The 26,085-nt window shown below is 63.1% G+C and carries 24 protein-coding genes; 14 read left to right on the plus strand and 10 right to left on the minus strand.

Annotated elements, in window-relative coordinates; all coding sequences use genetic code 11:
• The first annotated feature begins 10 nt into the window (after positions 1–10).
• The 4 genes from AC1DLV_RS14240 to AC1DLV_RS14255 are packed head-to-tail and all read left to right on the plus strand — an operon-like array spanning position 11 to position 4,961.
• Complete coding sequence (locus AC1DLV_RS14240; protein ID WP_476802124.1) at positions 11–1,264, plus strand: sarcosine oxidase subunit beta family protein; 1,254 nt, start codon at positions 11–13, stop codon at positions 1,262–1,264.
• A 13-nt stretch (positions 1,265–1,277) separates the two neighbouring features.
• Positions 1,278–1,547 carry a sarcosine oxidase subunit delta gene (locus tag AC1DLV_RS14245; protein ID WP_476802125.1) on the plus strand — a complete coding sequence of 90 codons (270 nt, stop codon included), beginning with the start codon at positions 1,278–1,280 and terminating at the stop codon, positions 1,545–1,547.
• The gene (locus AC1DLV_RS14250) at positions 1,544–4,414 is read left to right on the plus strand and encodes a sarcosine oxidase subunit alpha family protein (RefSeq protein WP_476802126.1); all 2,871 of its coding nucleotides are present in this window, start codon (positions 1,544–1,546) and stop codon (positions 4,412–4,414) included. The genes AC1DLV_RS14245 and AC1DLV_RS14250 overlap by 4 nt, the downstream gene beginning before the upstream one ends.
• Positions 4,407–4,961, plus strand: coding sequence for a hypothetical protein (locus AC1DLV_RS14255; RefSeq protein ID WP_476802127.1), 555 nt, complete (start codon positions 4,407–4,409; stop codon positions 4,959–4,961). Before AC1DLV_RS14250 ends, AC1DLV_RS14255 begins: the two co-directional genes overlap by 8 nt.
• Here the strand turns inward: AC1DLV_RS14255 and AC1DLV_RS14260 are convergent.
• Positions 4,958–5,458 carry a peptide deformylase gene (locus AC1DLV_RS14260; RefSeq protein ID WP_476802128.1) on the minus strand — a complete coding sequence of 167 codons (501 nt, stop codon included), beginning with the start codon at positions 5,456–5,458 and terminating at the stop codon, positions 4,958–4,960. The two genes, AC1DLV_RS14255 and AC1DLV_RS14260, sit on opposite strands and share 4 nt — an antisense overlap.
• A 238-nt stretch (positions 5,459–5,696) precedes the next feature.
• Between AC1DLV_RS14260 and AC1DLV_RS14265 the strand changes: the two genes are divergently transcribed.
• Complete coding sequence (locus AC1DLV_RS14265; protein ID WP_476802129.1) at positions 5,697–7,163, plus strand: MFS transporter; 1,467 nt, start codon at positions 5,697–5,699, stop codon at positions 7,161–7,163.
• 33 nt (positions 7,164–7,196) lie between these two features.
• Here AC1DLV_RS14265 and AC1DLV_RS14270 read toward each other — a convergent pair whose 3' ends face one another.
• Positions 7,197–7,634, minus strand: a complete 438-nt coding sequence (locus tag AC1DLV_RS14270; protein WP_476802130.1) for an Lrp/AsnC family transcriptional regulator — start codon at positions 7,632–7,634, stop codon at positions 7,197–7,199.
• A gap of 130 nt (positions 7,635–7,764) precedes the next feature.
• Here AC1DLV_RS14270 and AC1DLV_RS14275 point away from each other — a divergent pair, with 130 nt between their 5' ends.
• Positions 7,765–10,821 carry an aminotransferase class III-fold pyridoxal phosphate-dependent enzyme gene (locus tag AC1DLV_RS14275; RefSeq protein ID WP_476836175.1) on the plus strand — a complete coding sequence of 1,019 codons (3,057 nt, stop codon included), beginning with the start codon at positions 7,765–7,767 and terminating at the stop codon, positions 10,819–10,821.
• Between the two features lie 116 nt (positions 10,822–10,937).
• Entirely contained in the window at positions 10,938–11,951 is a 1,014-nt protein-coding gene (locus AC1DLV_RS14280; RefSeq protein ID WP_476802132.1) for an amino acid ABC transporter substrate-binding protein, read from the plus strand.
• Positions 11,952–12,061: 110 nt separating this feature from the next.
• On the opposite strand, the gene AC1DLV_RS14285 is transcribed toward AC1DLV_RS14280, so the two are convergent.
• Positions 12,062–12,550 (minus strand): RidA family protein, encoded by a 489-nt coding sequence (locus tag AC1DLV_RS14285; RefSeq protein WP_476802133.1) that lies wholly within the window; start codon positions 12,548–12,550, stop codon positions 12,062–12,064.
• 195 nt (positions 12,551–12,745) lie between these two features.
• Here AC1DLV_RS14285 and AC1DLV_RS14290 point away from each other — a divergent pair, with 195 nt between their 5' ends.
• On the plus strand, positions 12,746–13,435 hold the full coding sequence (locus AC1DLV_RS14290) for a TetR/AcrR family transcriptional regulator (RefSeq protein WP_476802134.1): 690 nt from the start codon (positions 12,746–12,748) through the stop codon (positions 13,433–13,435).
• A 61-nt stretch (positions 13,436–13,496) separates the two neighbouring features.
• On the opposite strand, the gene AC1DLV_RS14295 is transcribed toward AC1DLV_RS14290, so the two are convergent.
• From AC1DLV_RS14295 to AC1DLV_RS14310, 4 genes are all read right to left on the minus strand, one after another.
• The gene (locus AC1DLV_RS14295) at positions 13,497–14,573 is read right to left on the minus strand and encodes an HlyD family secretion protein (protein WP_476802135.1); all 1,077 of its coding nucleotides are present in this window, start codon (positions 14,571–14,573) and stop codon (positions 13,497–13,499) included.
• Positions 14,574–14,578: 5 nt separating this feature from the next.
• Positions 14,579–16,135, minus strand: a complete 1,557-nt coding sequence (locus AC1DLV_RS14300; protein WP_476802145.1) for an MFS transporter — start codon at positions 16,133–16,135, stop codon at positions 14,579–14,581.
• A gap of 141 nt (positions 16,136–16,276) precedes the next feature.
• The gene (locus AC1DLV_RS14305) at positions 16,277–16,720 is read right to left on the minus strand and encodes a MarR family winged helix-turn-helix transcriptional regulator (RefSeq protein WP_476802136.1); all 444 of its coding nucleotides are present in this window, start codon (positions 16,718–16,720) and stop codon (positions 16,277–16,279) included.
• A 160-nt stretch (positions 16,721–16,880) separates the two neighbouring features.
• Positions 16,881–17,540, minus strand: coding sequence for an ArsR/SmtB family transcription factor (locus AC1DLV_RS14310; protein ID WP_476802146.1), 660 nt, complete (start codon positions 17,538–17,540; stop codon positions 16,881–16,883).
• A gap of 48 nt (positions 17,541–17,588) precedes the next feature.
• On the opposite strand from AC1DLV_RS14310, the gene AC1DLV_RS14315 reads away from it, so the two are divergent.
• Both AC1DLV_RS14315 and AC1DLV_RS14320 read left to right on the plus strand, forming a co-directional pair.
• Positions 17,589–18,164: a DUF2938 domain-containing protein gene (locus tag AC1DLV_RS14315; RefSeq protein WP_476802137.1), complete on the plus strand. Its 576-nt coding sequence runs from the start codon at positions 17,589–17,591 to the stop codon at positions 18,162–18,164.
• Positions 18,165–18,255: 91 nt separating this feature from the next.
• On the plus strand, positions 18,256–18,594 hold the full coding sequence (locus AC1DLV_RS14320; protein ID WP_476802147.1) for an ArsC family reductase: 339 nt from the start codon (positions 18,256–18,258) through the stop codon (positions 18,592–18,594).
• Here the strand turns inward: AC1DLV_RS14320 and AC1DLV_RS14325 are convergent.
• Positions 18,570–19,499: a LysR substrate-binding domain-containing protein gene (locus AC1DLV_RS14325; RefSeq protein WP_476802138.1), complete on the minus strand. Its 930-nt coding sequence runs from the start codon at positions 19,497–19,499 to the stop codon at positions 18,570–18,572. The genes AC1DLV_RS14320 and AC1DLV_RS14325 overlap by 25 nt on opposite strands.
• A gap of 96 nt (positions 19,500–19,595) precedes the next feature.
• Between AC1DLV_RS14325 and AC1DLV_RS14330 the strand changes: the two genes are divergently transcribed.
• A complete protein-coding gene (locus AC1DLV_RS14330; protein WP_476802139.1) occupies positions 19,596–19,805 on the plus strand; it encodes a hypothetical protein in 210 nt (69 codons plus the stop codon).
• On the opposite strand, the gene AC1DLV_RS14335 is transcribed toward AC1DLV_RS14330, so the two are convergent.
• Positions 19,802–20,206: an MAPEG family protein gene (locus AC1DLV_RS14335; protein ID WP_476802140.1), complete on the minus strand. Its 405-nt coding sequence runs from the start codon at positions 20,204–20,206 to the stop codon at positions 19,802–19,804. The genes AC1DLV_RS14330 and AC1DLV_RS14335 overlap by 4 nt on opposite strands.
• A gap of 172 nt (positions 20,207–20,378) precedes the next feature.
• On the opposite strand from AC1DLV_RS14335, the gene sbmA reads away from it, so the two are divergent.
• Positions 20,379–21,656, plus strand: a complete 1,278-nt coding sequence (gene sbmA, locus AC1DLV_RS14340; RefSeq protein WP_476802141.1) for a peptide antibiotic transporter SbmA — start codon at positions 20,379–20,381, stop codon at positions 21,654–21,656.
• A gap of 399 nt (positions 21,657–22,055) precedes the next feature.
• Here the strand turns inward: sbmA and AC1DLV_RS14345 are convergent, their stop codons facing one another.
• Positions 22,056–22,994 carry a polysaccharide deacetylase family protein gene (locus tag AC1DLV_RS14345; protein ID WP_476836176.1) on the minus strand — a complete coding sequence of 313 codons (939 nt, stop codon included), beginning with the start codon at positions 22,992–22,994 and terminating at the stop codon, positions 22,056–22,058.
• A gap of 867 nt (positions 22,995–23,861) precedes the next feature.
• Between AC1DLV_RS14345 and AC1DLV_RS14350 the strand changes: the two genes are divergently transcribed.
• Together AC1DLV_RS14350 and der are read left to right on the plus strand one after the other, a co-directional pair.
• Positions 23,862–24,527 carry a tetratricopeptide repeat protein gene (locus AC1DLV_RS14350; RefSeq protein ID WP_476800598.1) on the plus strand — a complete coding sequence of 222 codons (666 nt, stop codon included), beginning with the start codon at positions 23,862–23,864 and terminating at the stop codon, positions 24,525–24,527.
• Between the two features lie 10 nt (positions 24,528–24,537).
• Positions 24,538–25,974, plus strand: coding sequence for a ribosome biogenesis GTPase Der (der, locus tag AC1DLV_RS14355; protein WP_476800599.1), 1,437 nt, complete (start codon positions 24,538–24,540; stop codon positions 25,972–25,974).
• Positions 25,975–26,085: the final 111 nt, after the last annotated feature.

Genomic DNA, 26,085 nt, shown 5'->3' on the forward strand with positions numbered 1-26,085 from the left:
AAATGGCATTATGACCCGCCGCTACTCCGCGCTGTCGCTGATCAAGGAAGGTTTCGCCGGCCAGAAGGGCTGGAAACCCGCCTGGCGCACGCCCGAGCCGAAGAAGACCTATGACGCGGTCATCATCGGCGGTGGCGGGCATGGGCTGGCAACCGCCTATTATCTGGCCAAGACCCACGGCATCACCAACATCGCGGTGCTGGAAAAGGGCTGGATCGGCGGCGGCAATACTGGCCGCAACACGACGGTCGTGCGCTCCAACTATTATTATCCCGAAAGCGTTGCGCTCTACGGACTGGCCCACAAGCTCTACGAGGGCCTGTCGAAGGAGCTGAACTACAACGTCATGCTCTCCCAGCGCGGCATGGTCACGCTCTGCCACAGCATCGGCGAAATGGAGATCGCCGCGCGCACCGTCAACGCCATGCAGATCAACGGCACCGACGCCGAGCTGTTTTCGCCCGAAGATGTCAAACGTGTCGCCCCGATCTTCAACTTTGCTCCCGACGCACGCTTTCCGGTATTCGGCGGGGTGTGGCAGGGCAGGGCGGGCACCGCCCGCCACGACGCGGTCGCCTGGGGCTATGCGCGCGGCGCAAGCGCCCTCGGCGTCGACATCATCCAGAATTGCGAGGTCACCGACTTCATCGTCGAGGGCGGGCGTTGCCGTGGCGTGCACACCTCGCGCGGCACCATTCGCGCCGACCGCATCGGCATGGCGGTCGCAGGACATTCGTCCGTACTTTCGGCCAAGGCCGGTTTTCGCCTGCCGATCAATTCTTACGCGCTTCAGGCCTGTGTTTCCGAGCCGGTCAAGCCGATCCTCGACACGGTGGTGTTGTCGCCAGGCACTGGCGTCTATGTCAGCCAGTCCGACAAGGGCGAGATCGTCATCGGCGGTGCGCTCGACCGCGTGCCATCCTATGGCCAGCGCGGCAATCTGCCGACACTTGAGGGCGTCATTTCAGGGCTTCTCGAAATGTTCCCGGCTTTCGGCCAGCTCAAGCTGATGCGGCAATGGGCCGGTATCGTCGATGTCGTGCCGGACTCTTCGCCTGTCATTGGCGAGTCGCCTCTTCCCGGCCTGTTCCTCAATTGCGGTTGGGGCACCGGTGGCTTCAAGGCGATCCCGGCCGGTGGCACCTTGCTTGCCCATTTGCTGGCGACCGGCAAGCACAACGACATCAGCCGCCCCTTCGATCTCGACCGCTTCGTCACCGGCCGCCTGCTGGACGAAGCCGCCGGTTCCGGCATCGCGCATTAGGCTGGAGTAAATCATGCAGCTGTTTTCCTGCCCCTTCTGCGGCGAGCGCGACGAGACCGAATTTCACTTTGGCGGCGAGGCCGGCAACCTTAGGCCTGATGGCACTGACGTCACCGCCGATCGCTGGGCCAGCTATCTCTACATGCGAGACAACCCCAAGGGCGCGGTCCGCGAGGTCTGGGTGCACATGAACTGCGGCGAATTCTTTGTCATGGAGCGCGACAGCGTCAGCCACAAGGTCGAATCGTCAACATCCCTCGACGGCGCGGAGCACGCCCAATGACCGCCACGCGTCTGTCTTCAGGCGGCAGCGCCATCGACCGCTCCCGTCCGATCTCGTTTAGCTTCGACGGCCGCAAGGTGCAGGGATTTGAGGGCGATACCATCGCCTCTGCGCTGCTTGCGAGCGACGTGGCCGTCGTTGGCCGCAGCTTCAAATACCATCGCCCGCGCGGCGTCTGGGGCGCCGGCGTCGAGGAGCCGAACGCCCTTGTCGATGTCAATGGCAGCGTCGCGACAACCCCGAACACGCGCGCGACGACTGAGCTTGCTCTCGAAGGCATGATCGCCAAGAGCGTCAACGCATCGCCCAACGCTGCCGCCGACCGCAACGCCTTCATCGACCGCTTTTCTCGCTTCATCCCTGCCGCCTTCTACTACAAGACCTTCATGTGGCCGGACTGGCACCTGTTTGAGCCGCGCATCCGTGCGGTCGCAGGGCTTGGAGCGGTCGACCCCAACTGGCAATCGTCCGGACCGTCCGACCAGATCAATCGCCACTGCGACGTGCTGGTGGTCGGCGCCGGGCCCGCTGGCCTGGCAGCGGCCAAGCTTGCGGCCGCCGCAGGGCAGTCCGTCATCCTGGTTGACGACCAGCACAAGCCAGGCGGTTCGCTCAACCACCGCACAAGCGAGATCGATGGCAAGCCAGCGTCAGTCTGGATCGCCGAGACGATCGCTGAGCTTTCCAGTGCAGGGCATCTGGTTTTTTCGGCTACCACAGCTTTCGGCATCTACGACCACAATCTGGTCGGCCTGAACCAGCGCCATGGCGATGGCAGGCCCGATACTCTGTGGCGGATAAGGCCGCGCCGGATCGTGCTGGCGACCGGCGCCATCGAGCGGCCGCTGCCTTTCGCCAACAATGATTTGCCGGGCATCATGTCGGCCGATGCGGCCCTGATCTATCTCAGGCGCTACGCGGTGCTGGTGGGACGGCGTATCGTGGTCGCCACCAACAATGACAGCGCCTACGAGGTTGCTGGTGCCTTGGCTCAAGCCGGTGCCGACGTCACGATGGTCGATCTGCGCAAGGATGGGGCACCCCCAATACCCAAGGGCGTCAGGCAGATAGCCGGTCGCCTTGTTGCTTCGGCGCGCGGAAAAATGCGCGTCGAAGGCGTTGTGCTCGACGACGGGACCACGCTCGACGCGGATTGCGTTGTGGTCTCAGGCGGCTGGACCCCGACAATCCACCTGTTCTGCCAGGCCAGGGGCAAGCTCGCCTGGAGCGACGAACGCGCCGCCTTCCTGCCGGGCGATCCGGTCGAGGGCATCACAATTGCTGGGGCTGCCGCAGGCGCGGTCTCGCTGTCTGATGTCTTCGAAAGTGCCGCCAAGGCGATGCCGGGCGAAACCACCGCGCCCCGCAGTAGCGGCGTGGAAGCAACCGCCGGCATCCTCGCCGCCTGGCCTATCCCCGGCGCCAAGGGCCGCGTCTGGATTGACTACCAGAACGATGTCACCGCCAAGGACGTCGAGCTCGCCGCGCGCGAAAACTTCATCTCGGTCGAGCACCTCAAGCGCTACACCACCCTTGGCATGGCAACCGACCAGGGCAAGACCTCGAACCTTGCCGGACTGGCGCTGATGGGGGCTGTCACCGGTCGCACAGTGCCCGAGGTCGGCACCACCACCTATCGCCCCCCCTTCACGCCGGTGCCGCTGGCGAGCTTTGCAGGCCCGCGTGGCGGCGAGCTGATGTCGCCGGTGCGCCGCCTGCCGCTCGAAAACGTCCATCGCGCCCAAGGTGCGATGTTCCAGGAATATGGCGGCTGGCTGCGTCCTGCCCACTATGGTGGGGCGGACGCCGACCGGGCGATCCAGGACGAGGCGCGGCGTGCCCGGCAGTCGGTCGCGCTGTTCGACGGGTCGACGCTCGGCAAGATCGAGGTGATGGGCCCGAAGGCGGCCGAATTCGTCGATTTCATCTACTACAACACCATGTCGACGCTGAAGCCCGGCCGCTGCCGCTACGGTTTCATGCTCTCGGAAAATGGCGTGGTTTTCGACGACGGCATTCTGGTGCGGCTGGACGAGCACCGTTTCGTCGTCTCCTGCTCGAGCTCGCATGTGGCCTCCGTGCACGCCCGGCTGGAAGAATGGCGGCAGGACCGCTTCGGCCGTGACGCTGTCTATATCCACAATGCCACCTCCGAGATGGCGACGCTGACCGTGTCGGGGCCCAACGCCAGGAAACTGCTCGCCGCATTGAACCTCGGCCTTTCGCTCGACGATACCGACCTGCCGCACATGGCGATGGGCGAGGGCATGTTCGAAACCGATCCGGTTCGTGTCGCCCGCGTGTCCTTCACCGGTGACCGCAGCTACGAGGTCTCGATCCGCGCCGACAGGGCGGAGCGCCTGTGGGCGCGCATGCACGAGGCCGGAAAGGCACTCGATGCGGTGACCATCGGGCTCGAGGCCTTGATGATCCTGCGCGCCGAAAAGGGCTATATCGTCATCGGCAAGGACACCGACGGCACCACCTTGCCGCACGATCTCGGTGTCGATGGTCCCCGCGCCAAGCGCAAGAGCGAATTTGTCGGCCGCCGCTCATTGTTCACCGACGTCGCCACGCAAGACAACCGGCAGCAGTTGGTCGGGCTTGTTGTTCCCCAGGGCGAAGATCCACTGGCGACCGGCTCGCATGGCATCTTGCGCGAGGGCGGCAAGATCAGGAGCCAGGGTTTCGTCACGTCGAGCTACCACAGCCCGACCTTGGCGCGGCCGGTAGCGCTCGCCGTGATCGAGCGCGGAGCCTCTCGCCATGGCGAGACCATCGATATCCAGCATCTCGGCCTGGTACGGCGCGCGACGATCACCGCATCTTGCGCCTTTGATCCTTCAGGAGAGCGGCTCAATGCGTAATCTTGCCGAAAAATGGGCAGCCATACCGGATTGGCAGACGGCCGTTGTCGGCACGCCAGGCTTTTCGATCCGTGCGGTGCCGGGCTTGAACCAGTATCTTGTCAGCGGCGATCTCGCTGCCTGGAACAAGGCATCGGGCACAAAGCTTGAACCGGTAGGCGCATTCGGCCGGGCAAAGGGCGACGCCTACACGGTTCAGGTCGCGCGCGACCGGTTGCTGGTCGTGTTCGCCCGCCCATCTGCTGTCGCTCAAGGCTGGCACCAGGCAGGGTTCGCCGTGACCACGGTCAGCGCGGGACTGCAGATATTCGAGGTTGAAGGCGCGATTGACGAACTCATCGCGCGCGCAACGACGCTTGATCCTGGCAAGGCAAGCGCGTCGGCATCCATCTCGTTTGCCGGCATCAATGCTGTCGTCTATCGCCACGGCGAAAGGCTTCGCATCCATGTCGATCGCGGCCTTGCGACCTATTTTTGGACCTGGGCGGCAACCGTCAGCGGCAACATCGCAAGCGCCGAAGCCTCAACCTCTTCGACAGAACTCTAGATCGCCCGTTGCAACTTTTCATAGCGCTTGACCAGGCGGTCGCGCTTCAGTTTCGACAGCCTCTGGATCCAGAAGATCCCGTCGAGCTGGTCGATCTCATGCTGGTGGCAAACGGCAAGAAGCCCCTCGGCCTCTTCAGTTTGCTCGACGCCGTCGAGATCCCGATAGCTGACGCGGACCCGCGCATGGCGTCGGATCTCGTCGGTCACGCCCGGCATCGACACGCTGCCTTCGGTATGCGTCAGCATGTCGTCCGAAGCCCAGATGATCTCAGGATTGACGTAGCTCCGCGCGCTATCGGCACCTTCCAGCTGGAGCACCACGAGCCGCTTGGCGATACCGACATGGGGCGCGGTGATGCCGATGCCTGGTGCCGCGCGCATCGTGTCGAGCAGATCGGCCGCGAGCTCGCGAAGATTTTGGTCGAAGACGGTGACAGGTTCGGCAACGAGGCGCAGCCGAGGTTCGGGATATCTCACGATTTGTCGGATCGTCACGTCGCTCCTCCGGCTCTGGCAGTCGTCCGCTCGTCGCTTATAGCGAAACTCATCTGCCTTCCAGCGCGGAGGGGCTGCCACTGCCGTGTAGAGCTCCTGCTTCGGCCTCGTCCGGCGGCGAACTTTGCATTTGGGGGGCCAACGTGTCGCATGTTGCGAGTGCTTGACCTCAACTTGGGTTGAGGTTTTATGAGGTGTGTCGGCTAGCGGCATTTGTTCGCATTTTGGAAGGTCCGACATGAATCATCAAAGTGAGCCGGCAGCAATTGCCGGCGGCGCAGAGATTGCTGCGATCGGCGACGGCCCGGCTGGTTGGGACGAATTGTTAACCGGAAAGAATGGCATTTATGCGCTTGCCCTTTCAGGTGGCGTCACCCTCCACGCCGTGAATATCTATGTTGCAACGACGGCCATGCCGTCGGTCATCGCCGACATTGGCGGGCTCGACTTCTACGCCTGGGCAACGACTTTGTTCGTCGTGGCGTCTATTCTCGGCTCGGCCCTGACGGCCAAGTTGCTCAACAGCAGCGGGCCTCGCGGCGCCTATCTCATAGCGACGCTGATCTTTGCCTTTGGGACGCTGATCTGTGCGCTCGCGGTCAACATGCCTGTCATGCTGGTCGGGCGAAGTGTGCAGGGGTTGGGCGGTGGCTTCCTGTTTGCGCTGGCTTATGCGCTGACGCGGGTGGTGCTTCCCGAACGGCTGTGGGGACGTGCGATCGGGCTGGTCTCCGCCATGTTCGGCATAGCGACGCTTGTCGGTCCGGCTGTGGGCGGGGTGTTTGCCGAATATGGCGCTTGGCGCGCGGCGTTCTTCTCGCTGCTTCCCTTTTCCGCGGCGTTTGCGATCCTCGCCTATGTGACACTGCCCAAGAGCAGCTGGGACAACAATGAACGCTCGGCGGTTCCGCTGCTGCAGCTCGCTCTGCTGACCGGCGCTGTCCTTGCCGTTTCGGCCGGCAGCCTGTCTTCTGAGTTGACGTGGAACATGGCCGGGCTCGGCGCTGGCCTTTTGATGATCGTACTCATCGCAGTTGTAGAATCGCGGGCGGAAGCGCGGTTGCTTCCCCGCAAATCGTTCAACATCGCAACACCGCTCGGCGCTTTGTATTTCACCATCGCGTTGCTGATGATGGCCATACAGCCCGAAATCTTCGTGCCCTATCTGCTACAGCAACTGCATGGCCAATGGCCGCTTTGGGCAGGCTATCTCGCTGCCTTGATGTCTATCGGCTGGAGCGTGGCGTCGTTCACGAGCTCGCGCTGGCAGGAACGCGCCGGTGACCGCCTCATCGTCTGCGGCCCGGTTCTGGTCCTGATCGGCCTGATCCTGTTTACACTGTTCATGCCGGTCCATGGTGCAGGCGACTGGACCTTGCTTTTGCCGATCTCTCTTGGACTGCTTCTGATCGGCTTTGGCATCGGAATGACCTGGCCCAGCCTTGTCACTCGTATCTTCCAGAACGCGCCCGCCGCCGAGCAGGATCTGGCGGCCGGCGGCCTGACGACGGTTCAGCTCTTCTTCATGGCGTTCGGTACCGCCTGCGCCGGCATGGTCGCCAATTTCGCCGGCATCGCAAACCCGGGAGGTGTTCCTGGCGCCACCAATGCCGCAATCTGGCTGGGCATGATTTTCGCGGTCGCACCAGCACTGTGCATCGCCGTGGCGGTCAAGGTCGTGCGCCTTACTGGCCAGAAACGATGATCAAACAGCAGTGGCGCCGCGAGCCGGCGCCATTCATTCTCGCCGCTCGATATCACGGCGCAGCACGATCAGCGTCGTCAGGTCCCGCACGCTTGGATGGGTGGCTATGATGTCGCGCAGCGTGTTCAGACGGTCGATCGACGGCACCTCGACCTCGACCATCAGGTCGAGCTGGCCGGTGACAGACGACACCCGCCGCACCTCCGAGTAGCGCGCCAGCTGGTCGAGCACCCCCATCGATGGCGTGCTGACCAACGTCACCATCAGGAATGCCGATACCAGGCTGCTATCCATCTGGCCGATATCGGCGCGGTAGCCGCGGATGACGCCGCTCTTTTCCAGTGCCGCCACGCGTTCGCTGGTGGCGCTTCGGGAGAGCCCGATGCGGCCGGCAAGGGTCTTCAGCGGAATGCGCGCTTCCTTCGACAGGATGCCCAAAATGTCCCTGTCCTTGGCGTCGAGTTCCTTCATCGCCTGGTTCCGATCCGTGCCGTTAAAGTGCCGGTCCATGCAGTCATAGTGCCGGTGCAACCGACGCTTTGCCGGATGCCCGATTTTTCGGCCCGTGCCAAGCTTCAATCACAGCAAATCCGGATAGAACATGACCGACGTGACCCACCCCGCGCCCGCATTCTCCTTTGGCGAGGCTGCCGATTTGGCTACGAGCCAGTTCGGCGTCAGCGGTCGCGTCACAGCCCTCGACAGCGAGCGCGACCAGAATTTCAAGCTTTCGGCCGACGATGGCGCCCTGTGGATCCTCAAGATCGTCAATGCCAGCGAGCCCGCCAGCGAGAGCGAATTCCAGGCGGCCTTGCTCGATCATCTGGCGCGCACCAACCCGCATGTCGCAGCACCGCGTCTCAAGATCTCGCAAAACGGCACGCCGCTTGCTGAGGCCACAGGTGTTGGTGGCGAGCGCCACGCGCTGCGGCTGGTGTCCTGGCTGCCCGGCCTGCCGTTGGCCGAGGTCGAGCGTACTCCCCAACTCCTCGCAAACCTGGGTGCTTCGCTTGGCCGGCTCGACCGCGCGCTGCAGGGCTTCATCCATCCAGGCGCGTTGCGCTCGTTTGACTGGGACATTCGCCAGGCCGGTGCCGCGCGCCAGCGCCTGCCACATATCCCTGACGCCGAAGACCGCGCACTTCTGCGGCGCCTGCTCGATCATTTCGATGCGGAGGTTGCTCCCCGTCTCGCCGGCTTGCGCGCGCAGGTCATCCACAACGACGCCAATGACTGGAACGTGCTGGTCGACGAGGAAGGCCGCGACCGCATCGCCGGCATCATCGATTTCGGCGACGCGCTCTATTCGCCTTTGATCGCCGAGGTTGCGGTTGCTTGCGCCTATTCGATCCTCGACGTCGAAGACCCGATCGGTGCCGCAGCCACGCTCGCCGCCGGCTTCCACGCTGAGTATCCGCTGCGTGAAGACGAGCTCGACCTGCTCTTCGACCTCATTGCCATGCGGTTGGTCATATCAGTCACCTTGTCGGCCGCCCGCAAGGAAAAGACCGGCGACAATCCCTACCTCGCCATCTCGGAAGCGCCGGCCTGGCGGTTGCTGCGCCGTCTCGGTGCGATGAATCGCAGGTTCGCCACCGCCATCCTGCGCCACGCCTGCGGTTTCGACGCAGCGCCTGGTGCTGGGGCCATCGCCGGTTGGATCAGTGCCAACCGCAAGAGCCTGGCACCGATCCTCGAGCGCCATCCGGCGACGCTGGTCAAAGCACTGGTGCCCTATGGCGATCCGGCCCATCCGATGACCGTCACCTCGGCTGGACAGCAGCCCGAGAAAGCCACCGCCTGGTGGGATGCCTTTTGCGCCGAAAATGGCGTGGCGCTCGGCATTGGCCCGTGGGGCGAGGCGCGCACGGTCTACACTTCAGACATCTTCTGGTCGCGTTTCGTCGAAGGCGCGCGCCGGGTCCATCACCTCGGCCTCGACCTGTTCATGCCCGCCGGCACCAAGGTTTTCAACCCGCTCAGCGCCACCGTGAAAAGCGTTGAGATCGAAGAAGACCCGCTCGGCTATGGCTGCCTTGTCGCCCTGCGCCACGAGCCCGAGGGTTGCCCGCCCTTCGTTACCCTGTGGGGTCATCTCGGCCATGAAGCTGCCAAGCGGCTGACGCCTGGCCAGCACCTCCAAGCAGGCGAACTCGTCGGCGAAATGGGTGTGCCGGCAGAAAACGGCGGCTGGGCGCCACATCTGCATTTCCAGATCTCGGCTGATCCCGATCTCGCTGCCCGCGACATCCTCGGCGTCGGCGAAGCGCGTTACCTTGATGTCTGGCGCGAACTTTTTCCCGATGCCGCCGAGCTTGCCGGCATCCCGCCGGAAACCTTCGTTCAGACCGGCCGGACGCGTCCGGAAATCGTCGCCGCGCGCAAGGCTTCGCTTTTGCCCAACCTGTCGATCTCCTATTCCGAGCCGATCAAGTTCGTGCGCGGCGAGGGCGCCTGGCTGATCGACGACCGCGGTCGCGCCTATCTCGACTGCTTCAACAATGTCTGCCATCTCGGCCATGCCCATCCGGACGTCGTCGAGGCCATCGCCCGCCAGGCAGCCAAGCTCAACACCAACACGCGCTACCTGCACGACGCCATCGTCACCTATGCCGAGCGGCTGACCGCGACATTGCCCGAGGGGCTGTCGGTGGCATCCTTCGCTTGCTCGGGCAGCGAAGCCAATTCGCTGATGCTGCGCATGGCACGCACACATACCGGCCGCAGCGAAGCCATCGTGCTCGACTGGGGTTATCACGGCACCACTCAGGAACTGATCGACCTCAGCCCCTACAAATACAAGCGCAAGGGCGGCAAGGGCCGGCCCGCCCATGTCTTCGAGGCGACGATCCCCGACAGCTATCGCGCACCCGAGGACTGGCCGGTCGAGGAACACGCCAAACGCTTCGCCCAAAGCGTCGCCGAGCAGATCGCCGAGATGGCCAGGCAGGGCCGCGCCCCCGGCCTGTTCCTTGCCGAATCCATCCCCAGCGTCGCCGGCCAGGTCTTCCTGCCCGAGGGCTACCTGAAAGAAGTCTACGCCATGGTTCGCGCCGCCGGCGGCATCTGCGTCGCCGACGAGGTCCAGGTCGGCTTTGGCCGCGTCGGTTCGCATTGGTGGGCGTTCGAGACCCAAGGCGTCACCCCCGACATCGTCACCATGGGCAAGCCGATCGGCAACGGCCACCCGATGGCAGCCCTTGTGACCACCAAGGAAGTTGCCGCCTCCTTCAACAACGGCATGGAGTATTTCAACACCTTCGGCGGCAATCCGGTGTCCTGCGCTGCTGGCCTTGCCGTGCTCGACGTCATCGAGCGCGATGGCCTGCTTGCCAATGCCGCCGAGATCGGCGCCTACCTCGTTTCGCGCTTCAGGGAGATGCAGGCGCGCTACGAGGTGATCGGCGATGTCAGGGGCCAGGGCCTGTTCCTTGGCATCGAGCTTGTCACCGATCGCAAGACCAAACAGCCCGCCACCGAATTCGCCCGCAAGGTCAATGACGGGGCCAGGGCGCGCGGTGTGTTGATCGGCACCGAGGGGCCGCATGACAACGTGCTCAAGATGCGCCCGCCGATGATCTTCAGCCGGGCCAATGCCGATCATCTTGTCGGCGTGTTGGAAGAAACCTTCGCAGCAGTGCTGGCCGAAGGGGCATAGCAGACCCGCGCGGGCTCGCGCGGAGGGAATTCACGACAGAGGATTTCACCAACTTCCGGCGCTTGCGCGCCGGCGGCAAGCCCAGGCTTTGCCTCGAAACACCAAGGGAGGAAGACATGAAACATACGTGCATCTCAGCACTTCTGCTCGGCTCGGCCGTAATGGCCGCACCGGCATCGGCCGACACACTCGACATCGTCAAGGAGCGCGGCAAGGTCACTTGCGGCGTCAGCCAGGGCGTCACCGGTTTTTCGGCCCCCGACGACACTGGCAAATGGAGCGGCTTCGATATCGATTTCTGCCGCGCGGTGGCGGCAGCCGTGCTCGGCGATCCGGAAAAGGTGAGCTACATCCCGCTCTCCACCAAGGAGCGTTTCACAGCACTTCAGTCGGGCAGCGTCGACCTGTTGTCGCGCCAGACCACCTGGACGCTGTCGCGCGACGCCAGCCTCGGCATCCATTTCGTCGGCACCGCCTATTATGACGGCCAGGGCTTCATGATCCGCAAGGACCTCGGCGTCGACAGCGCGCTCAAGCTTTCCGGCGCCACCGTCTGTGCCGAGCAGGGCACCACCACCGAGCAGAACGTCGCCGACTATTTCAGCGCCAACAAGCTGAAATACGAGCCCGTCGTGATCGATTCCGCCGACGGCATCATCAAGGCTTTCGACGGCGGCCGCTGCGACGTCTACACCACCGACGCGTCGGCCCTCTATGCCCAGCGCCTGAAGCTCACTGATCCTGCCGCCTACACCGTGCTGCCCGAGATCATTTCCAAGGAGCCGCTGGGACCTGCCGTGCGCCAGGGCGACGACAAGTGGTTCAACATTGTGCGCTGGACGCTGTTCGCGCTCGTCGAGGCCGAAGAACTCGGCATCAAGAAGGACAACGCCGAAGCCGGCCTGACCTCGGCCAATCCGGCGATCAAGCGCTTCCTGGGTGCTGAAGGCGACAGCGGCCAGCAGCTCGGGCTCGATCCGCGCTGGGCCTACAATGTCGTTTCGACAGTCGGCAATTACGGCGAAATCTTTGAACGCAACCTTGGCCAGTCGAGCGAGCTCAAGATCGACCGTGGCATCAACGCCTTGTGGAACGCCGGCGGCCTGATGTACGCCCCGCCGGTGCGCTGAGACCTCAAACGCTACGGGGTCGCGCGCCTGCGCGACCCCGCCTCTGCTGCCCAGCTTGATCGCGGCGGAGGCACAGGTGAAGCCTTTCGAGCGACCGCGCCGAGAACCCGCTAGTCAAGTACAGCCACGGCCTCCACTTCGAACAGCATGCCGTCGACCGCCAATCTGGGCACCGGGATCAGCGTCTGTGCCGGCAGCGCTTCGCCGAACATTTCCTTGACGTTCTGGGTCAGCACCCCAAGCTTGGACATGTCGTGATCGACCACGAACACCGTGAGCTTGGCGACCTGATCCGGCCTTGTCCCGAGCGCATCAAGCGCGGTGCGCAAGTTTGCGTAGGCCTGCTTAACCTGGACAGCGAAGTCGGGCGACAAGCCTCCCGTGCTGTCTTGGCCGCCCTGTCCGGAGATGTAGGCCATCTGGCCTTGGCGGGGCACGATCACCGCCGTGCTGTAGCCGTTTGGCGACGGGTCGTAGAGATTTCGTGGATTGACGATGGTCAGCTTGCGATCGTTCTCGTTCGCTGTCGCCGCAGTGGGAACTGCCATGGTCATGATGATGAGTCCTCCGATAAGCAGATGCTTGATTGCGTGTGACATGATTTCTCTCGGGCTTTGCGGGCTGTGAGCAACGTAGCCTCGAAGCCGGCATGATCGAACTTCGCCCCATTGCCCATGCGATGACTCGTACAATGTGCGATACATTGTATGGTACAGTGTACGAGTCAACCATTCGACATCGACATTCCTGACGTTGCCTGCCAAAAACGTGGTTCCGACCAGCGAGGAAGACGAATGGCAGCCAAACCGAGCGGCGCCCGAAGCAAACGGTCTCAACGGGCAAGTGAAGGGCGCCAACCCGAGCAGGAGCGGGGCAGTGAACCACCTCTCTCCCGGGAACGCATCGTCGCCACAGCGGTAGAGCTGCTGGACGCTCAAGGTCTCGACGGATTGACGATGCGTCGGCTGGCCGATCGCCTCGGCTCGGGCGTGATGAGCCTATATTGGCACGTCGACAACAAAGAGGATGTCTTTGATCTGGCGCTCGACCGGGTGCTCGAATACCGCGCATCGCCGCAAATGGCTCAGTCTCAAGATTGGCGCGGAGAAGTCGTTCATATGCTCGAAGACTGGCGCGCCGCCATGCTGCGCCATCCCTGGTCGGCATCGCTGTTGCCGCGCCGGGCGCTTGGTCCAAACATCCTCGATCGCCTGGAACTGCTGAGCAAGATCTTGTCCAGGGCCGGTGTGGCGGACGCGGATATGAACGCCGCGATATGGTCGCTGTGGAACTTTGTGATGGGCGCCACCATCACCCGGGCGAGCTTCGGCCTCTCGGACGACGACAAGGCCGCCGCACAGCAGCGCCTTGCACGTCTCAGCCACCCGACAATCGAACGCTCCCGGCTGCTGTTGGATGACGATTGGGATGGCGCCTTCCGAAAAGGCCTGGGCTTCCTGCTCGATGGCCTGTTTCCAAGATGAGGCTGAACTGTAGCTTTGGCTCTCGGTCCGCTTGCGTGCGTTTCACCTGGTTGGCGCGATTTTAGCGCGCCGCCGCTTCGGCCGTTGGCTGTGAACGCGTGTCGAGGCTGACCACCACCGACATGCCCGGCGACAGCTTTTCGGCTAGCGCCTGACCGGGGTCGATGCTGATGCGCACCGGCAGGCGCTGCGCCACCTTGGTGAAATTCCCTGTGGCGTTGTCCGGCCGCAGCACGCTGAATTCAGAGCCGGTTGCCGGGGCAAATCGCTCGACATGGCCAGTCAGCGTGGCATGGCCGAGCGCGTCGACGGTGAAGGTCACCGGTTGGCCGACCTCCATGTTGGCAAGCTGGGTTTCCTTGAAATTGGCCATTACCCAGGTGCGCTTGGGCACCAGCGCCATCAGCTGCGTTCCCGGCGCCACATATTGGCCAAGCCGTGCGCCAACCTCGCCGAGCCGCCCGTCTTCAGGTGCCACAATGCGTGTGTTCTTGAGGTCGATCTCGGCCAGATGCACGGAAGCCTCGGCGCCCGCGACGGCAGCCTCGAGCGACTGGCGCCCGACGATCGTCGACTGCAGGTCCTGGCGCGACACCTCGGCTGCGGCTTCGGCCTGACTGTTGGCGGCACGCGCTTGTTCGAGTGCCGTGCGCACCTTGTCGGCTTCGCTCAGCGTCGACACGCCGCGCTCAAGCAGCGGCTCGATCCGGCCCCAGCTGGACTGGGCATTGTCATAGGCAACCTTGGCCGACCCCACCTGCGCCTCGGCTGACTTGACGCGAGCCTCGGCCGATTGTCGCTGCTGTTTCGAATTGGCCAATGCCGCCTGCTGGGCTGCCAGCGTCGCGCGTGCCTGTTCGAGCTTTTGCACGAAGATGCGGTCGTCGATCTGGACCAGCAGTTGGCCTGCCTTGACGTCCTGGAAATCCTGCACCGCAACTTCAGCGATGTAGCCAGAAAGCTGGGGTGCGAGGATGGTCGCCTGGCCGCGTACATAAGCGTTTTCGGTGACCACGACAGAACTCTTGAACGGCGGCAATTCCCAGACCCAGAGGATCAGCGTCAGCCCGGCGAGGCCAAGCACGATGGCCAGCAGCGTGCTGGCGGAGCGGAGCAGGTGGAGACTTTTCGTCAGCATGGGGTTCACGTGGTGGCTTGGGGTGTGGGAGCGGCCATCCGGTTGCGGACGGCGACGATGGCGATGTGGGCAAGGAGCAAGAACAGCAGTGCGAGAGCGATCGCCGTGATCAGCATGAAGGCGTCGTTGTAGGCGAGGACATAGGCTTCGCGCGTCGCTTGCTGCGACAGCAGGACCAGTCCTTCTGCGTTCACCAGGATCTTGTCGGTGATGACCCGGGAGTAGGTCCCGCCGAGCTGGGCGACACGTTGCGCCACAATGGGGTCGGTCAGCGCGATGTGCTCGATCAGCACATTGTGGTGGAACTGCTCGCGGATCGTAACGAAGGTGGTGAAAACAGCCGAACCGAGCAGGCCGCCCAGGCTCTGCGTCGCCAAAAAGACGATGATGAAGCTCAATATGTAATTCGGGCCCTTCTTCAGCGCCGACATCAGCCCGCTCTTCATGGCTGGCGGCAGGATCAGTGCGCCGGCAAAGGCGATCAGGAATTGGCTGTAGTAGACCTGTTCCGGCCGTGTCAGGTTGGTCGCGCGGCTGTCCAGATAGGCGCCGACGGCAATCATGATCAGCGCCGCGATATGGATGCGCTCTTCCTTGCCGTGCTTCATCAGCATCGCACAGGTCACGCCACCGGCGATGGATGCGACGAGGATGATGCCGTAGACCAAGCGCGTCTGGTCGTTGGTCATGCCCAGGGCCTGAAACAGGCTGGAGGCCCCGAGCGCCTGTTCAGACAGCACCAGCCGGAACATCAGCAAGACGCCGGTGAAATGCAGGATCGGCGGGCTTGCCAGCCAGCGAATGTCGAGCAGCGGGTTCTTGCGGTTGAGTTCGATGACGGCGGCAATGGTGATGCACACCACCGCCAGTGCCAGAAGCATGCCGATCCATGGCGCTTCCAGCCACCAGTAAAGCCGCCCGAGCACGAGAACGATCGCCGTCGCGCCGAAGCCGACCGCGATCAGCAAATAGCTGACCACGTCCAGTTTCTCGATGACCTTGGCGCGCGGTTGCGGCGCCAGAGGCAAGGCATAGACCAGGGCAAACGCAACCATCGCCATGCCGAGCTCGAACATGGTGACGGCATGAAAGCCGCCAAGGTCGAACAGGGAAGGGGAGATCAGCCGCGCCAGCGGTGCGCTCAGCGTGATCGCAGTCAGCGCCATCGGCAGCCCGATGTTGAGCTTCTTTTCCGGCGGGTACGATTCCAGCATGTAGAGGAAGGCGAGCGACGACATCGGGGCCGCGACAATGCCGCTCATGAAGCGCACGATCAGCGCCGACTGAAGATCGCTGATGAACAGGTTGAGCACGCAGGCAACGACGAAGCCCAGAATGCTGAGCTCGGCGAAATTGCGCAGTCCGTATTGCGTCCTGATCTTGATCAGGGCGAGCGACAGCGACACGTTCGGCGCCATGTAGGCCGCGACCAGCCAGGTCGTCTCGTTGACGGTGGCGCCGATCGAGCCCTGGATCTGCGGGATGTTGGCGGAAACGAGGTTCAGGCCAAGCCCCTGCGCCAGGCTCAGCATGACCGAGGCGCAGATATAGGCAGCTGCCATCAGCGGCGGCTTGGGCACGAAGGGCGGCGGCGCGGGTGCTGCAGCCGCTGCGGGCACCGGTGTAGCGGTGTCGGCCGGCTGCGGTGCCGCGGTCTCTTGGCGGTCCTCGTCTGGGTCTGGCGGCTGCTGCATCTTGGCCACTCAGTTCTCGGCGGCCTCGCCGATGTTGCGGCTCAAAATGCTTAGCACGCGCGTTGCGCTCTCGATATCGGCATCGTCGACGCCCGCCAGCACCTGGCTGCGCAGTTCTTCGACATAGGCGATCATGCCGTCGGTTTCGCGCCGGGCGGCGGGCGTGAGGAAGATTCGCTTGGCGCGGCGGTCGTCGTCGGTGGTGCAGCGCACCACCAGCCCCTTCTTTTCCAGCCCGTCGAGAAGCCCGACAAGCGATGGCTGCTCGATATGCATCAGCTCGGCGAGCTCCGCCTGGGTGTCGCCTTCGCGCTCGGCGATCTGCATCAACAGGCGCGCGCGCGCCAAAGTCAGCCCGCGCTTCTTCACGCGGGCGTCGAACATCGTCCGCAGCTTGCGGTTGACCTTCAGAAGTTCATCGAAGAATGCGCTCTTCAGGATGTCGGCGCTCATCGCATTTCCTATCACTTAGGATGAATATAATTAGTCTCCTATGTAATTTGATTGGACGCATGTTGCAAGAGCCGCTCCGTCGCTTCGGAAGAGGCCAGCATGTGAATAGCAGACGCGGCCAGCCGCGTTTTCAGCTGCACCACATAGGGATGGGACTGACCTAGGCCGCCGTCTCGACGTGCAGTCCGGCAGCCTTCCAGTCCGGGAATCCGTTCTTCAGGCGGCTTGCTTGCCAACCCTTCGCGCGCAAGGCCGCAACGGCGTCAACGGAGAGGATGCAATAGGGGCCTCGGCAATAGGCCACGATCTCCTGATCCGCCGGAAGTTCGGCGAACCGGCGTTCGAGTTCCTTGGCAGGGATGTTGATCGCGCCCGGCAGATGCCCCAGCGCGAACTCCTCATGCGAGCGAACATCGAGCAATGTGATGCTGCCTTCCTGCATCCGCGCCAGCAGCTCCGTTGACGAGATCGCTTCCAGCCTTTCGCGGCTGCCAACTCTGTCGGCGACGAGTTGATGGATTTCCGAGCGGTTGTGTTCCGTGTGGTGCCTGAGCGCTGCGAGCAAGGGCAGGATCGGTCCATTTCCCAGCCGATACAGCACATGCTTGCCGTCGCGCCTCGGCTGCACGAAACCGGCGCGCCTGAGCTGTTGCAGATGCTGTGAAGCATTGGCCATGGACAGGCCGCAGAGCTCGGCCAGCCGCTCCACCGAACGTTCGCCCTGGGCGATGTGCTCGAGCAGCAAAAGCCGGTGGCCGTTGCCAAGCGTTCGGGCGAGTTCGGCAATGTCGGCGAATATCTGGGTTTCAGCTGAGGTCATTGACACGAAGCTAGCATTCCTCCATCAATCAATCAATTAAGTTATTGAATGATGCGTCGCGCGGAGATGCGAAGCCGCCAGGGGCGGCAGGCGATCCTCGACACGTCGCCCATGAAAGCGGGTAGTGAAGTGCTGGAAATCCTTGGAAGCGCGGTCTTGATCGGCGTTGGCGCAACAATCGTGATCGACCTCTGGGGCGTGTTCCTGAAGCGCTGCTTCGGCATCCCTTCGCTCGATTTCGCGATGGTCGGGCGCTGGATCGGCCATTTTCCGCGCGGCCGCTTCAAGCATGACGCCATCGCTCAGGCGTCGCCCGTTCGCGGCGAGGGTGTCATCGGCTGGAGCGCCCACTATGCCATCGGCATCGTCTTCGCGGGCTTTCTGCTCTCAATCTGGGGCCTCGACTGGGCCCGTCAACCGACACTGCTACCGGCACTGATCGTTGGCGTGGCAACCGTCGCAGCCCCGTTCTTCATCATGCAGCCTGGCATGGGTGCGGGCTTCGCCGCGTCGAAAACACCCCGGCCAAACGTCGCGCGGCTGCGCAGCTTGGCAGCGCATACGGTCTTTGGCTTCGGCCTTTACGTCTCGGCCCTGCTGCTTGCCAAAACAGGCATCATATAGGAAGCAAACGCATCTGAATTGGCCGAGTCGGAGCTCACCGCAGGCCTGTTGCGCGGAGGCGAACTTGCCCATCACCCCGAACCTTCCGACCATGTATGGGATCAAGAACTGCGACACGATCAAGAAGGCGCGCGCCTGGCTCGAAGGCCATGGCGTGCCTTACGATTTCCACGACTACAAGGCTTCAGGCATCGACCGCGAGCGGCTTGAAAAATGGGTCGGGGAATTCGGCTGGGAGACCGTGCTCAACCGCGCCGGCACCACCTTCAAGAAGCTGCCCGATGCCGACAAGGCCGGCCTCGACGCAAACAAGGCCATTGCCCTGATGCTCGCCCAGCCCTCGATGATCAAGCGCCCGGTGCTCGACCTCGGCGAGCGCCGCATCGTCGGCTTCAAGCCCGAGATCTACGACGCCGCCTTCCCGGGCTGAGCGGACCCAAACCGCGCCATCGTCGCTGCGATCTCTTCGCTCAGCCAATCTGAGAAATCCCTGACCTTGCGTGGCGGCCGCTCGGCAGCCGACGTCACCAGATAATAGCCGAGCCCGCTCGCCACCGTGATGCCGAAGGGCGCCACCAGCCGCCCGTCGGCCAGCGCGTCGGCCGAAAGCAGCTGCCAGGCCAGCGCCACGCCCTGGCCGGCGATCGCCGCGTCGATGCCGAGGATCGGGTCGGTGAAGGATGGTCCCGCCGGCAGCACCGGCGAGGGCGCCAGCCCCGCCGCCTCGAACCAGCGTTCCCAGCTGATCATCGTGCTCTCGTCGGCGATGACGGGCAGCTGGGCGATGTCGGCCGGCTGCTTCAGCTTCACCGCAAGTGCCGGCGCGCAGACCGGAAACACCTCCTGCGCCAGCAACAACTGGGCCCGCACGCTGGGCCATTTGCCATCGCCCATGCGGATCGCCAGGTCGACGTCGGAATGGTCGAGATCGACAAGCCCGGTCGAGGCGTCGATCCTGAGTTTCAAATCGGGAAAGCGCTGGTTGAAGCGGGCAAGCCTCGGCACAAGGAAGCGCGAGGCGAATGCGGGCGCCACCGACACCACCAGCATCTTCGAGCTCGCTTCATCGGCAAGGGCGACCGCGCGCGCAAGCTCCTGGAATCCCGACGTTAGCCTGCGCGTGAATTCCGTCCCGAAGCTGGTCAGCACCAGCCCCGAGCCGCTGCGCCGAAAAACCGCGCGACCAAGCTGGCGTTCGGTGCGGGTGATCTGCTGGCTCACTGCGCTCACCGAAACGCCCAGCTCCTCGGCGGCCTTGACCAGCGAGCCGCCGCGCGCCACGCTCTCCACCGCGCGGAGCCCGTTGAGGTGAACGCGATTGAGGTTGGAATTCAAGATTTTCTAAACTCCAGCCGCCAAGTTCTTGATTGAAAAGACTGTGGGATTGTAGCGATTTTTGAATGAGAGGATCAACGCCTTAGGAGAAGGCAAATGAAGATTTTCTCAAGTTTGCATGCTCTGCTGTTTGCCCCGTCGTCCAGCCTCGAGTCCGAGCGCGAGCGCTGCCTTGGCTGGATGCGCGATCCGCTGTCTCATCCCGACATCGAGCGCATGGATGCCCGCGAGCTCGGCGACCTGCCGTTCAGCTCAGGTTTTCGCCGCTCGCTGCCTGGTCTCGGCGACGGAGCTTGTCGCACCTAAAGCAGCATGATGGCGTGTCCGAGCACGCCGAGTGCCGCTGCCGCAAGCGTCAACATGCTGAGGCCAAAGCCCGTCGCCCGTTGCCATTGCTGCCCCCGCGCGTGGGTGAAATGCCAGGCATGGACCGCGCGGCCGAAAGTGAACACAGCGCCCAGCACATGGATCGCCACCGCAGGCGCCCCCAGTGCCGCGGCAAGCCCAAGCAGGATCAGCATCACAGGCACGTTTTCGATGGCGTTGGCGTGGCCGCGCATTGTCCGGCTGAGATGCTCGATCCCGCCGTCACCGATCAGCACCATGTGCTTTCGCCTGACCAGTGCTGTCGCCATCGTCAGCCACAACAAAATGAAGGTGTTCAGCGCGGCGTAAAGCCCGGCTGCGGCATAGGCTGACTGGTTCATCTCGTCCCCGGATTTTGTAAATGACCAAACTGTAATATTACGGTGCGGAAAATCGCCACGATCCGGCACGCATTGCAACAACCGGCCGCCGCCGGGGATTCCCTTGTGTCGCGAAGTGTGACTTCATGCGGCCAATTGGCAATGCCGCCGTCTCCGAAAGGAACCCGGAACCGTGTTCGTATCCTTCTTCCCGCAGCCGAAGCTGTTTTTCTCCTCGGCCGCCCTCTGGAGCCTTGCGCTTGTTCTCTTCTGGTTCTTCGGTGGGGCGCAGCTCGGCGCTACCTTCGGCCTGCCGCCAGCAGCTGCAGGCGTCCCACCGATTATCGGCATCTCGGTCTTCTGGTCGGCGCCCTTCTTGTGGTTTTACCTCTATTTCCTGGCCGGCGTTCTGCTGTTTTACGCTTTCTGGAACTGGTATTCGCCCCATCCCTGGCAGTCCTGGTCGATCCTCGTCACCTCCGTCATCCTTTTCCTCATCTACTTTAACGTCCAGGTTAGTGTGGCGGTGAACAACTGGTACGGACCCTTCTTCGACTACGTTCAGGGCTTGATGGCCGGGACGACCAACTCGACCAATGCCGAGTTTTATCAGGGGGCTGCCAGCTTCGCCTGGCTGGCGCTGATCGGTATGAATGTTTCAGTCGTCAACGCATATATCGTCCAGCATTGGATATTCCGCTGGCGAACGGCGATGAACATGTACTTCATGGAAAACTGGAGCAAGCTTCGCCACATCGAAGGTGCCTCGCAGCGTATCCAGGAGGACACGATGCGTTTCGCTCAGATCATGGAGGATCTGGGGGCGAGTTTTGTCGCGTCGATCATGACGCTGATCGCCTTCCTGCCGGTCTTGATCGAGTTGGAGAAGCACATCACCGAGTTACCGATCATCGGCGCGGTTCCGCACCCGCTTCTCGTCGCGGCAATCGGTTGGTGCGCGCTTGGAACGATGTCGGTCATGCTCGCCGGCATCAAGCTGCCCGGTCTGCAGTTCCGCAATCAGCGCGTCGAGGCAGCCTACCGCAAGGAATTGGTTTATGGCGAGGACCATGCTGACCGCGCCCAGCCCGCGACCACAAGCGAGCTTTTTGACAATGTGCGCCGCAACTACTTCCGGCTCTATGCCCACTACATCTACTTCAACGTCGTCCGCTACACCTACCTGCAAGCCGACAACATATTCTCCTTCATCATCCTCGGGCCGTCGATCGTCGCACACAAGATCACGCTTGGCCCGATGAACCAGATTTCGAATGCCTTCGGACGTGTTACGGGATCGCTGCAGTTTCTGCTCAATTCCTGGTCGACCATCGTCGAATTGCAGTCGGTGCATAAGCGCCTGCGCGCCTTTGAGGCGACACTTTCGGGCGAGCCGCTGCCCGATATCGACAAGCGTTATCTCGAACGTGAAAAGGCTGGCCTGCAGCCGGAAGATCAGCCCGTGGCGTGATTCTTGTCAGATGAGCCCACGCAGTGGAGAGGGGACTGGCGGCCGGTCACGGGAACTTCCGCCCCTCTCCCATAGCCGTCGAGATAGCCGACCTTCACTGTTTCTGGCTTCCTCAACGTTGCGGCATGGATTCCCGACACTCTCCGCTCCCTGCGGTCGCTCACGAGGTCGGGAATGACGAGCTTTGTTGACCGTTTCCGCCAATCGCCAACGCCGGAGACTGGCGGAAGCGTTCCCCTCAATCCGTCATTCCCGACCTCGTGAGCGAGTGAAACGAGCGGAGAGTGTCGGGAATCCATGCCGCGACGCAAAGGACATCAGAGGCGGTGCAGGGTCCGTACAGTGCCTAGCAGGCAGGATTTGTGCATCAACTGCAAACCCGCGCCAGCAAAAGCGCCTTCACCCGCCGGCCTGCACCGGCGCAGCCTCGTTCTGCCGCGCCACATAGTCGGCATAGCTGATGCATTCGACATCGGCCTTGATGCAGACCGCGCCGGCGAAACGCTCCAGCGCCCGCCAATAGGCGCCGTCATTCATCAGCGTGAAGTGAAAGCCGATCTGCAGCGGAATTCGCCCGCCCGCATATTGCTTTTCGAAAGCCGCGTCGAACGCGTCATAGGCGCGGGTCTCGTATTTGGCAGCCTCTTCTGGCTTGTCTTTGCCGCCCGAATGGCGAACGAACAGATTGTAGTCCATCGCAATGATCTGCCGTTCCGACGGTCCCTCGGGAATCAGCGGCAGGGCGAACTGCATCATGTTGCCGTCGAGCTTCGGTTCTTCCGGCCCGCGCGACACCCCACTCGCATTATAGGCAAAGCCCTTGTCGCGCAGCGCTGCCGTCAACCCCTTGCTGTCGGAGAGATAGGGCGCGCGAAATCCCTTCACCGAGGCCGCAATCTGGGCCCATTCGGCTGGCTCGGGCGAAATGCCGTTGATCTTGTAGGCGTCGCGCATGACCGTCGAAAACGCGTCGAACTCCTTGGTCCACTCCGCCTTGCTCCATTTGCCGCCGTCGAAATGGCCGCAGGCGTGGCTGGCGATGTCGTGGCCCTCGGCCGCGGCGAGATTGATCTGGCCAAGCCGGTCGACCACCTCCTGCTTGTCCATGGCAAAGCCGACATTCGATTTGCCAGCCGATTTTCCGGGCGCGAGATATTCGCCGCGCGTTTCGCGCGACAGCAGGAAGACGCAAGACAGGAAATAGGTGAAGCGAGCCCCGGTGCGCGCTGCAAGCTCGCGGCTGCGCTGCCATTGCGCAAGGTCGTGCGCGCCGTCGAAGGAGATCAGCACCACCTGCGGCTTCTTGACGTCCTCGACCTTGGGGGCAGGTCCTGCCATGGCCGGAAAAGCTGCCAGCGACGCGGACAAAAGGGCACTCAGGGACGCTTTGGACATTTTCAGGGACTGCTGCGCAATTTCAGGGGATTTGATGACGTCGGGCGTTAGCCGCCAAATGTGGCACGTCTGCGTTCGCCATGGAATGCGACATGCGGCAGCCGGCGTTTGGGGCGGGCAGATTCGGCGTGGAATGGTTCTCCACGGTTTGGGATCTTTTTAGTGCCTTGGCTCATTTCATTTCAACGTCGTGATCCTTCGCACCCCCCTCTGGCCTGCCGGGCATCTCCCCCACAAGGAGGGAGATCACGCCTTCATCGGCGCCCCAGCCAACCACCAGCGTTGCAACGCATATTCCTTGCGAACATGCAGGATGGGCGCCGTCGGCGACGAGACTAATCTCCCTCCTTGTGGGGGAGATGCCCGGCAGGGCAGAGGGGGGTGCGAAGGATCTCAACCTGCGTGGTTTGCCTCGCAAAGCGCATCCGGCTGTCACCATCTGTCAGCAACCACCGTGGATAGCCGGGCCTGTTTTTCCACGCCCTGAAAACCTCCCGTATCATCATCCTCGCGATCTTCCACGGGACCCCGGTGCGCACCGGGTATCGGGGGGAAGCGCCGGTGCCGGGCTGGCAGGAGGTCGGTTCTCCTGCTGGGTGATGAGCCCCCAAGCCCGGGCCTTGCGGCGGCTGGCGGTGAAAGCCGAGGCGACTGAGCCCCTCACCCGGCCCTCCGGGCCACTCTCTCCCCGTAAACGGGGTGAGGGGAACCCACCCACCGAATTTCCACCCCGCCCCCTTCCATGCCGGCAAAATTCCGTTAAAACGCAGGCTCAGAACGGGCCCCGAGGGGCGAAGGTGGTTGGATAGTATGTCGGACGACAGTTTCTTTCGTGAGGTGAACGAGGAAATTCGCCATGAACGGGCGAAGGCCCTGTGGGATCGTTATGGCCCCGCAGCAATCGTCGTCGCCGTGCTGGTCGTCATCGGCACAGGCATGTTCGTCGCCTGGGAATATTGGCACGAAAAAAGCGCCAACCAGTCCGGCGATCAGTTCTCGCAGGCGCTCACGCTCGCCAATTCCGGCAAGGCCGACGAGGCGCTCGCCGCTTTCGACGCACTGGAAAAGGACGGCTACGGCGCCTATCCGCTGTTGGCTCGCATGCGTGCGGCAACCGTCCAGGCTGACAAGGGCGACTTCAAGGCCGCGATTGCCGGCTTCGATGAAGTGGCCGCCGACACCTCGATCCCGAGCGTCCTCCGCGACATCGCGCGTTTGCGCGCAGCTCTGCTTCTGGTCGACCACGGTTCTTATGCCGATGTGTCGGGCCGCGTCGAGTCGTTGACCAACGACACCAACCCGCTGCGCCATTCGGCTCGCGAAGCACTTGGCCTTGCCGCCTGGAAGGACGGCAAGCTCACGGATGCGCAGAAGCTCTTCGAGCAGATTTCCTCCGACGACGGCGCTCCGCGCAACGTGCGTCAGCGCTCCAACCTCCTGGCCGAACTGATCCGCGGTTCAGGCAACGCGTCGTGATGCGGGTCTGATGGCCTTCAAGATCGCCATAATCGGCCGACCGAACGTTGGCAAATCCACGCTTTTCAACCGCCTGGTTGGAAAGAAGATCGCCCTTGTCGACGACACGCCGGGCGTGACGCGCGACCGGCGCGTCCATCCGGCCAAGCTCTACGATCTCGTCTTCGACGTCATCGATACTGCCGGTTTCGAGGATGCCGCTGCAGCGACCCTCCAGGGCCGCATGCGCGCGCAGACCGAGATCGCCATCCAGGAAGCCGATCTCATCTTCTTCATGGTCGACGCCAAGGCCGGCTTGACCCCTGACGACCGCACCTTTGTCGAGATCGTTCGCCGCTCCGGCAAGCCGGTGGTGCTCGTCGCCAACAAGGCCGAGGCGCGCGGTGCCGAAGGCGGTGCGCTTGAGGCATGGGAACTCGGTATCGGCGAGCCGGTGCAGATCTCGGCCGAACACGGCCAAGGCATGCCAGACCTGCGCGACGCCGTTGTCGAGGCGCTCGGCAGGGAACGTGTCTTTGCCGATGACGAGGACGACGCTGACGACATCGCCGAAAGCGACGTGCTGATTGGCGAGGATATTGTCGATCCCGACGCGGAGGATGTCCTAGCCTATGACGAGACCAAGCCGCTCAGGATCGCGGTTGTTGGTCGACCGAATGCCGGCAAGTCGACGCTGATCAATACGCTGCTCGGCGAAGAGCGCCTTTTGACCGGGCCCGAAGCCGGCATCACCCGCGATTCGATTTCGGTCGACTGGGAGTGGCGCGGCCGCAACATCAAGATGTTCGACACCGCTGGCATGCGCCGCAAGGCCAGGGTCCAGGAAAAGCTCGAGAAGCTGTCGGTGCAGGACGGCCTGCGCGCCATCCGTTTTGCCGAGATCGTCATCATCGTGCTCGACGCGACGATCCCGTTTGAAAAGCAGGATTTGCAGATCGCCGACCTGATCATCCGCGAGGGCAGGGCGCCGGTCATCGCCTTCAACAAGTGGGACCTGATCGACAACCCGCAGGAAGCGCTCGCCGAACTGCGCGAGAAGACCGAGCGGCTACTGCCGCAGGCGCGTGGTCTGCAGGCCGTGCCGATGTCGGCGGAGACCGGTCGCGGGCTGGACAAGCTGATGGACGCGGTGATGAAGACCCACCGGGTCTGGAACAGCCGCGTGTCGACCGGCAAGCTCAACCGCTGGCTCGAAGGCATCCTCGCCCATCATCCGCCGCCCGCCGTCGCTGGCCGCCGCCTCAAGATCAAATACATCACCCAGGCAAAGACGCGGCCCCCGGGCTTCGTTTTGTCCTGCTCGCGCCCCGATGCGATGCCGCAGTCTTACGTGCGCTATCTCGTCAACAATCTGCGCGAGGCCTTCGACATGCCCGGCGTGCCGATCCGCATGGCGCTGCGCACCTCCGACAATCCTTTTGCCGGACGCGCCAAGAAAAAACGCTGAGACGAAGGAAAGGGCCTGTTTGACGCAGGCCCTTGCCACATTGCCGCAACATTGCGCCCGTTAACGCTCCATCAAGGTTAATGCATCATTTTTCTCTCCAGTAGGGTGTGT

The organism is Aminobacter sp. 01T433, from assembly GCF_056398585.1.

Excerpts from the sequence above, each read along its gene's own strand:
- AC1DLV_RS14320 (WP_476802147.1), top strand. The coding sequence starts at position 18,256 with ATGTATGGGATCAAGAACTGCGACACGATCAAGAAGGCGCGCGCCTGG.
- AC1DLV_RS14280 (WP_476802132.1), top strand. The coding sequence starts at position 10,938 with ATGAAACATACGTGCATCTCAGCACTTCTGCTCGGCTCGGCCGTAATG.
- AC1DLV_RS14305 (WP_476802136.1), bottom strand. The coding sequence starts at position 16,720 with ATGAGCGCCGACATCCTGAAGAGCGCATTCTTCGATGAACTTCTGAAG.
- der (WP_476800599.1), top strand. The coding sequence starts at position 24,538 with ATGGCCTTCAAGATCGCCATAATCGGCCGACCGAACGTTGGCAAATCC.
- AC1DLV_RS14290 (WP_476802134.1), top strand. The coding sequence starts at position 12,746 with ATGGCAGCCAAACCGAGCGGCGCCCGAAGCAAACGGTCTCAACGGGCA.
- AC1DLV_RS14330 (WP_476802139.1), top strand. The coding sequence starts at position 19,596 with ATGAAGATTTTCTCAAGTTTGCATGCTCTGCTGTTTGCCCCGTCGTCC.
- AC1DLV_RS14295 (WP_476802135.1), bottom strand. The coding sequence starts at position 14,573 with ATGCTGACGAAAAGTCTCCACCTGCTCCGCTCCGCCAGCACGCTGCTG.
- AC1DLV_RS14270 (WP_476802130.1), bottom strand. The coding sequence starts at position 7,634 with ATGAAGGAACTCGACGCCAAGGACAGGGACATTTTGGGCATCCTGTCG.
- AC1DLV_RS14255 (WP_476802127.1), top strand. The coding sequence starts at position 4,407 with ATGCGTAATCTTGCCGAAAAATGGGCAGCCATACCGGATTGGCAGACG.
- AC1DLV_RS14265 (WP_476802129.1), top strand. The coding sequence starts at position 5,697 with ATGAATCATCAAAGTGAGCCGGCAGCAATTGCCGGCGGCGCAGAGATT.
- AC1DLV_RS14275 (WP_476836175.1), top strand. The coding sequence starts at position 7,765 with ATGACCGACGTGACCCACCCCGCGCCCGCATTCTCCTTTGGCGAGGCT.
- AC1DLV_RS14250 (WP_476802126.1), top strand. The coding sequence starts at position 1,544 with ATGACCGCCACGCGTCTGTCTTCAGGCGGCAGCGCCATCGACCGCTCC.
- AC1DLV_RS14345 (WP_476836176.1), bottom strand. The coding sequence starts at position 22,994 with ATGGCAGGACCTGCCCCCAAGGTCGAGGACGTCAAGAAGCCGCAGGTG.
- AC1DLV_RS14300 (WP_476802145.1), bottom strand. The coding sequence starts at position 16,135 with ATGGCAGCTGCCTATATCTGCGCCTCGGTCATGCTGAGCCTGGCGCAG.
- AC1DLV_RS14350 (WP_476800598.1), top strand. The coding sequence starts at position 23,862 with ATGTCGGACGACAGTTTCTTTCGTGAGGTGAACGAGGAAATTCGCCAT.
- AC1DLV_RS14335 (WP_476802140.1), bottom strand. The coding sequence starts at position 20,206 with ATGAACCAGTCAGCCTATGCCGCAGCCGGGCTTTACGCCGCGCTGAAC.
- AC1DLV_RS14285 (WP_476802133.1), bottom strand. The coding sequence starts at position 12,550 with ATGTCACACGCAATCAAGCATCTGCTTATCGGAGGACTCATCATCATG.
- AC1DLV_RS14240 (WP_476802124.1), top strand. The coding sequence starts at position 11 with ATGACCCGCCGCTACTCCGCGCTGTCGCTGATCAAGGAAGGTTTCGCC.
- AC1DLV_RS14245 (WP_476802125.1), top strand. The coding sequence starts at position 1,278 with ATGCAGCTGTTTTCCTGCCCCTTCTGCGGCGAGCGCGACGAGACCGAA.
- AC1DLV_RS14310 (WP_476802146.1), bottom strand. The coding sequence starts at position 17,540 with ATGACCTCAGCTGAAACCCAGATATTCGCCGACATTGCCGAACTCGCC.
- AC1DLV_RS14315 (WP_476802137.1), top strand. The coding sequence starts at position 17,589 with ATGATGCGTCGCGCGGAGATGCGAAGCCGCCAGGGGCGGCAGGCGATC.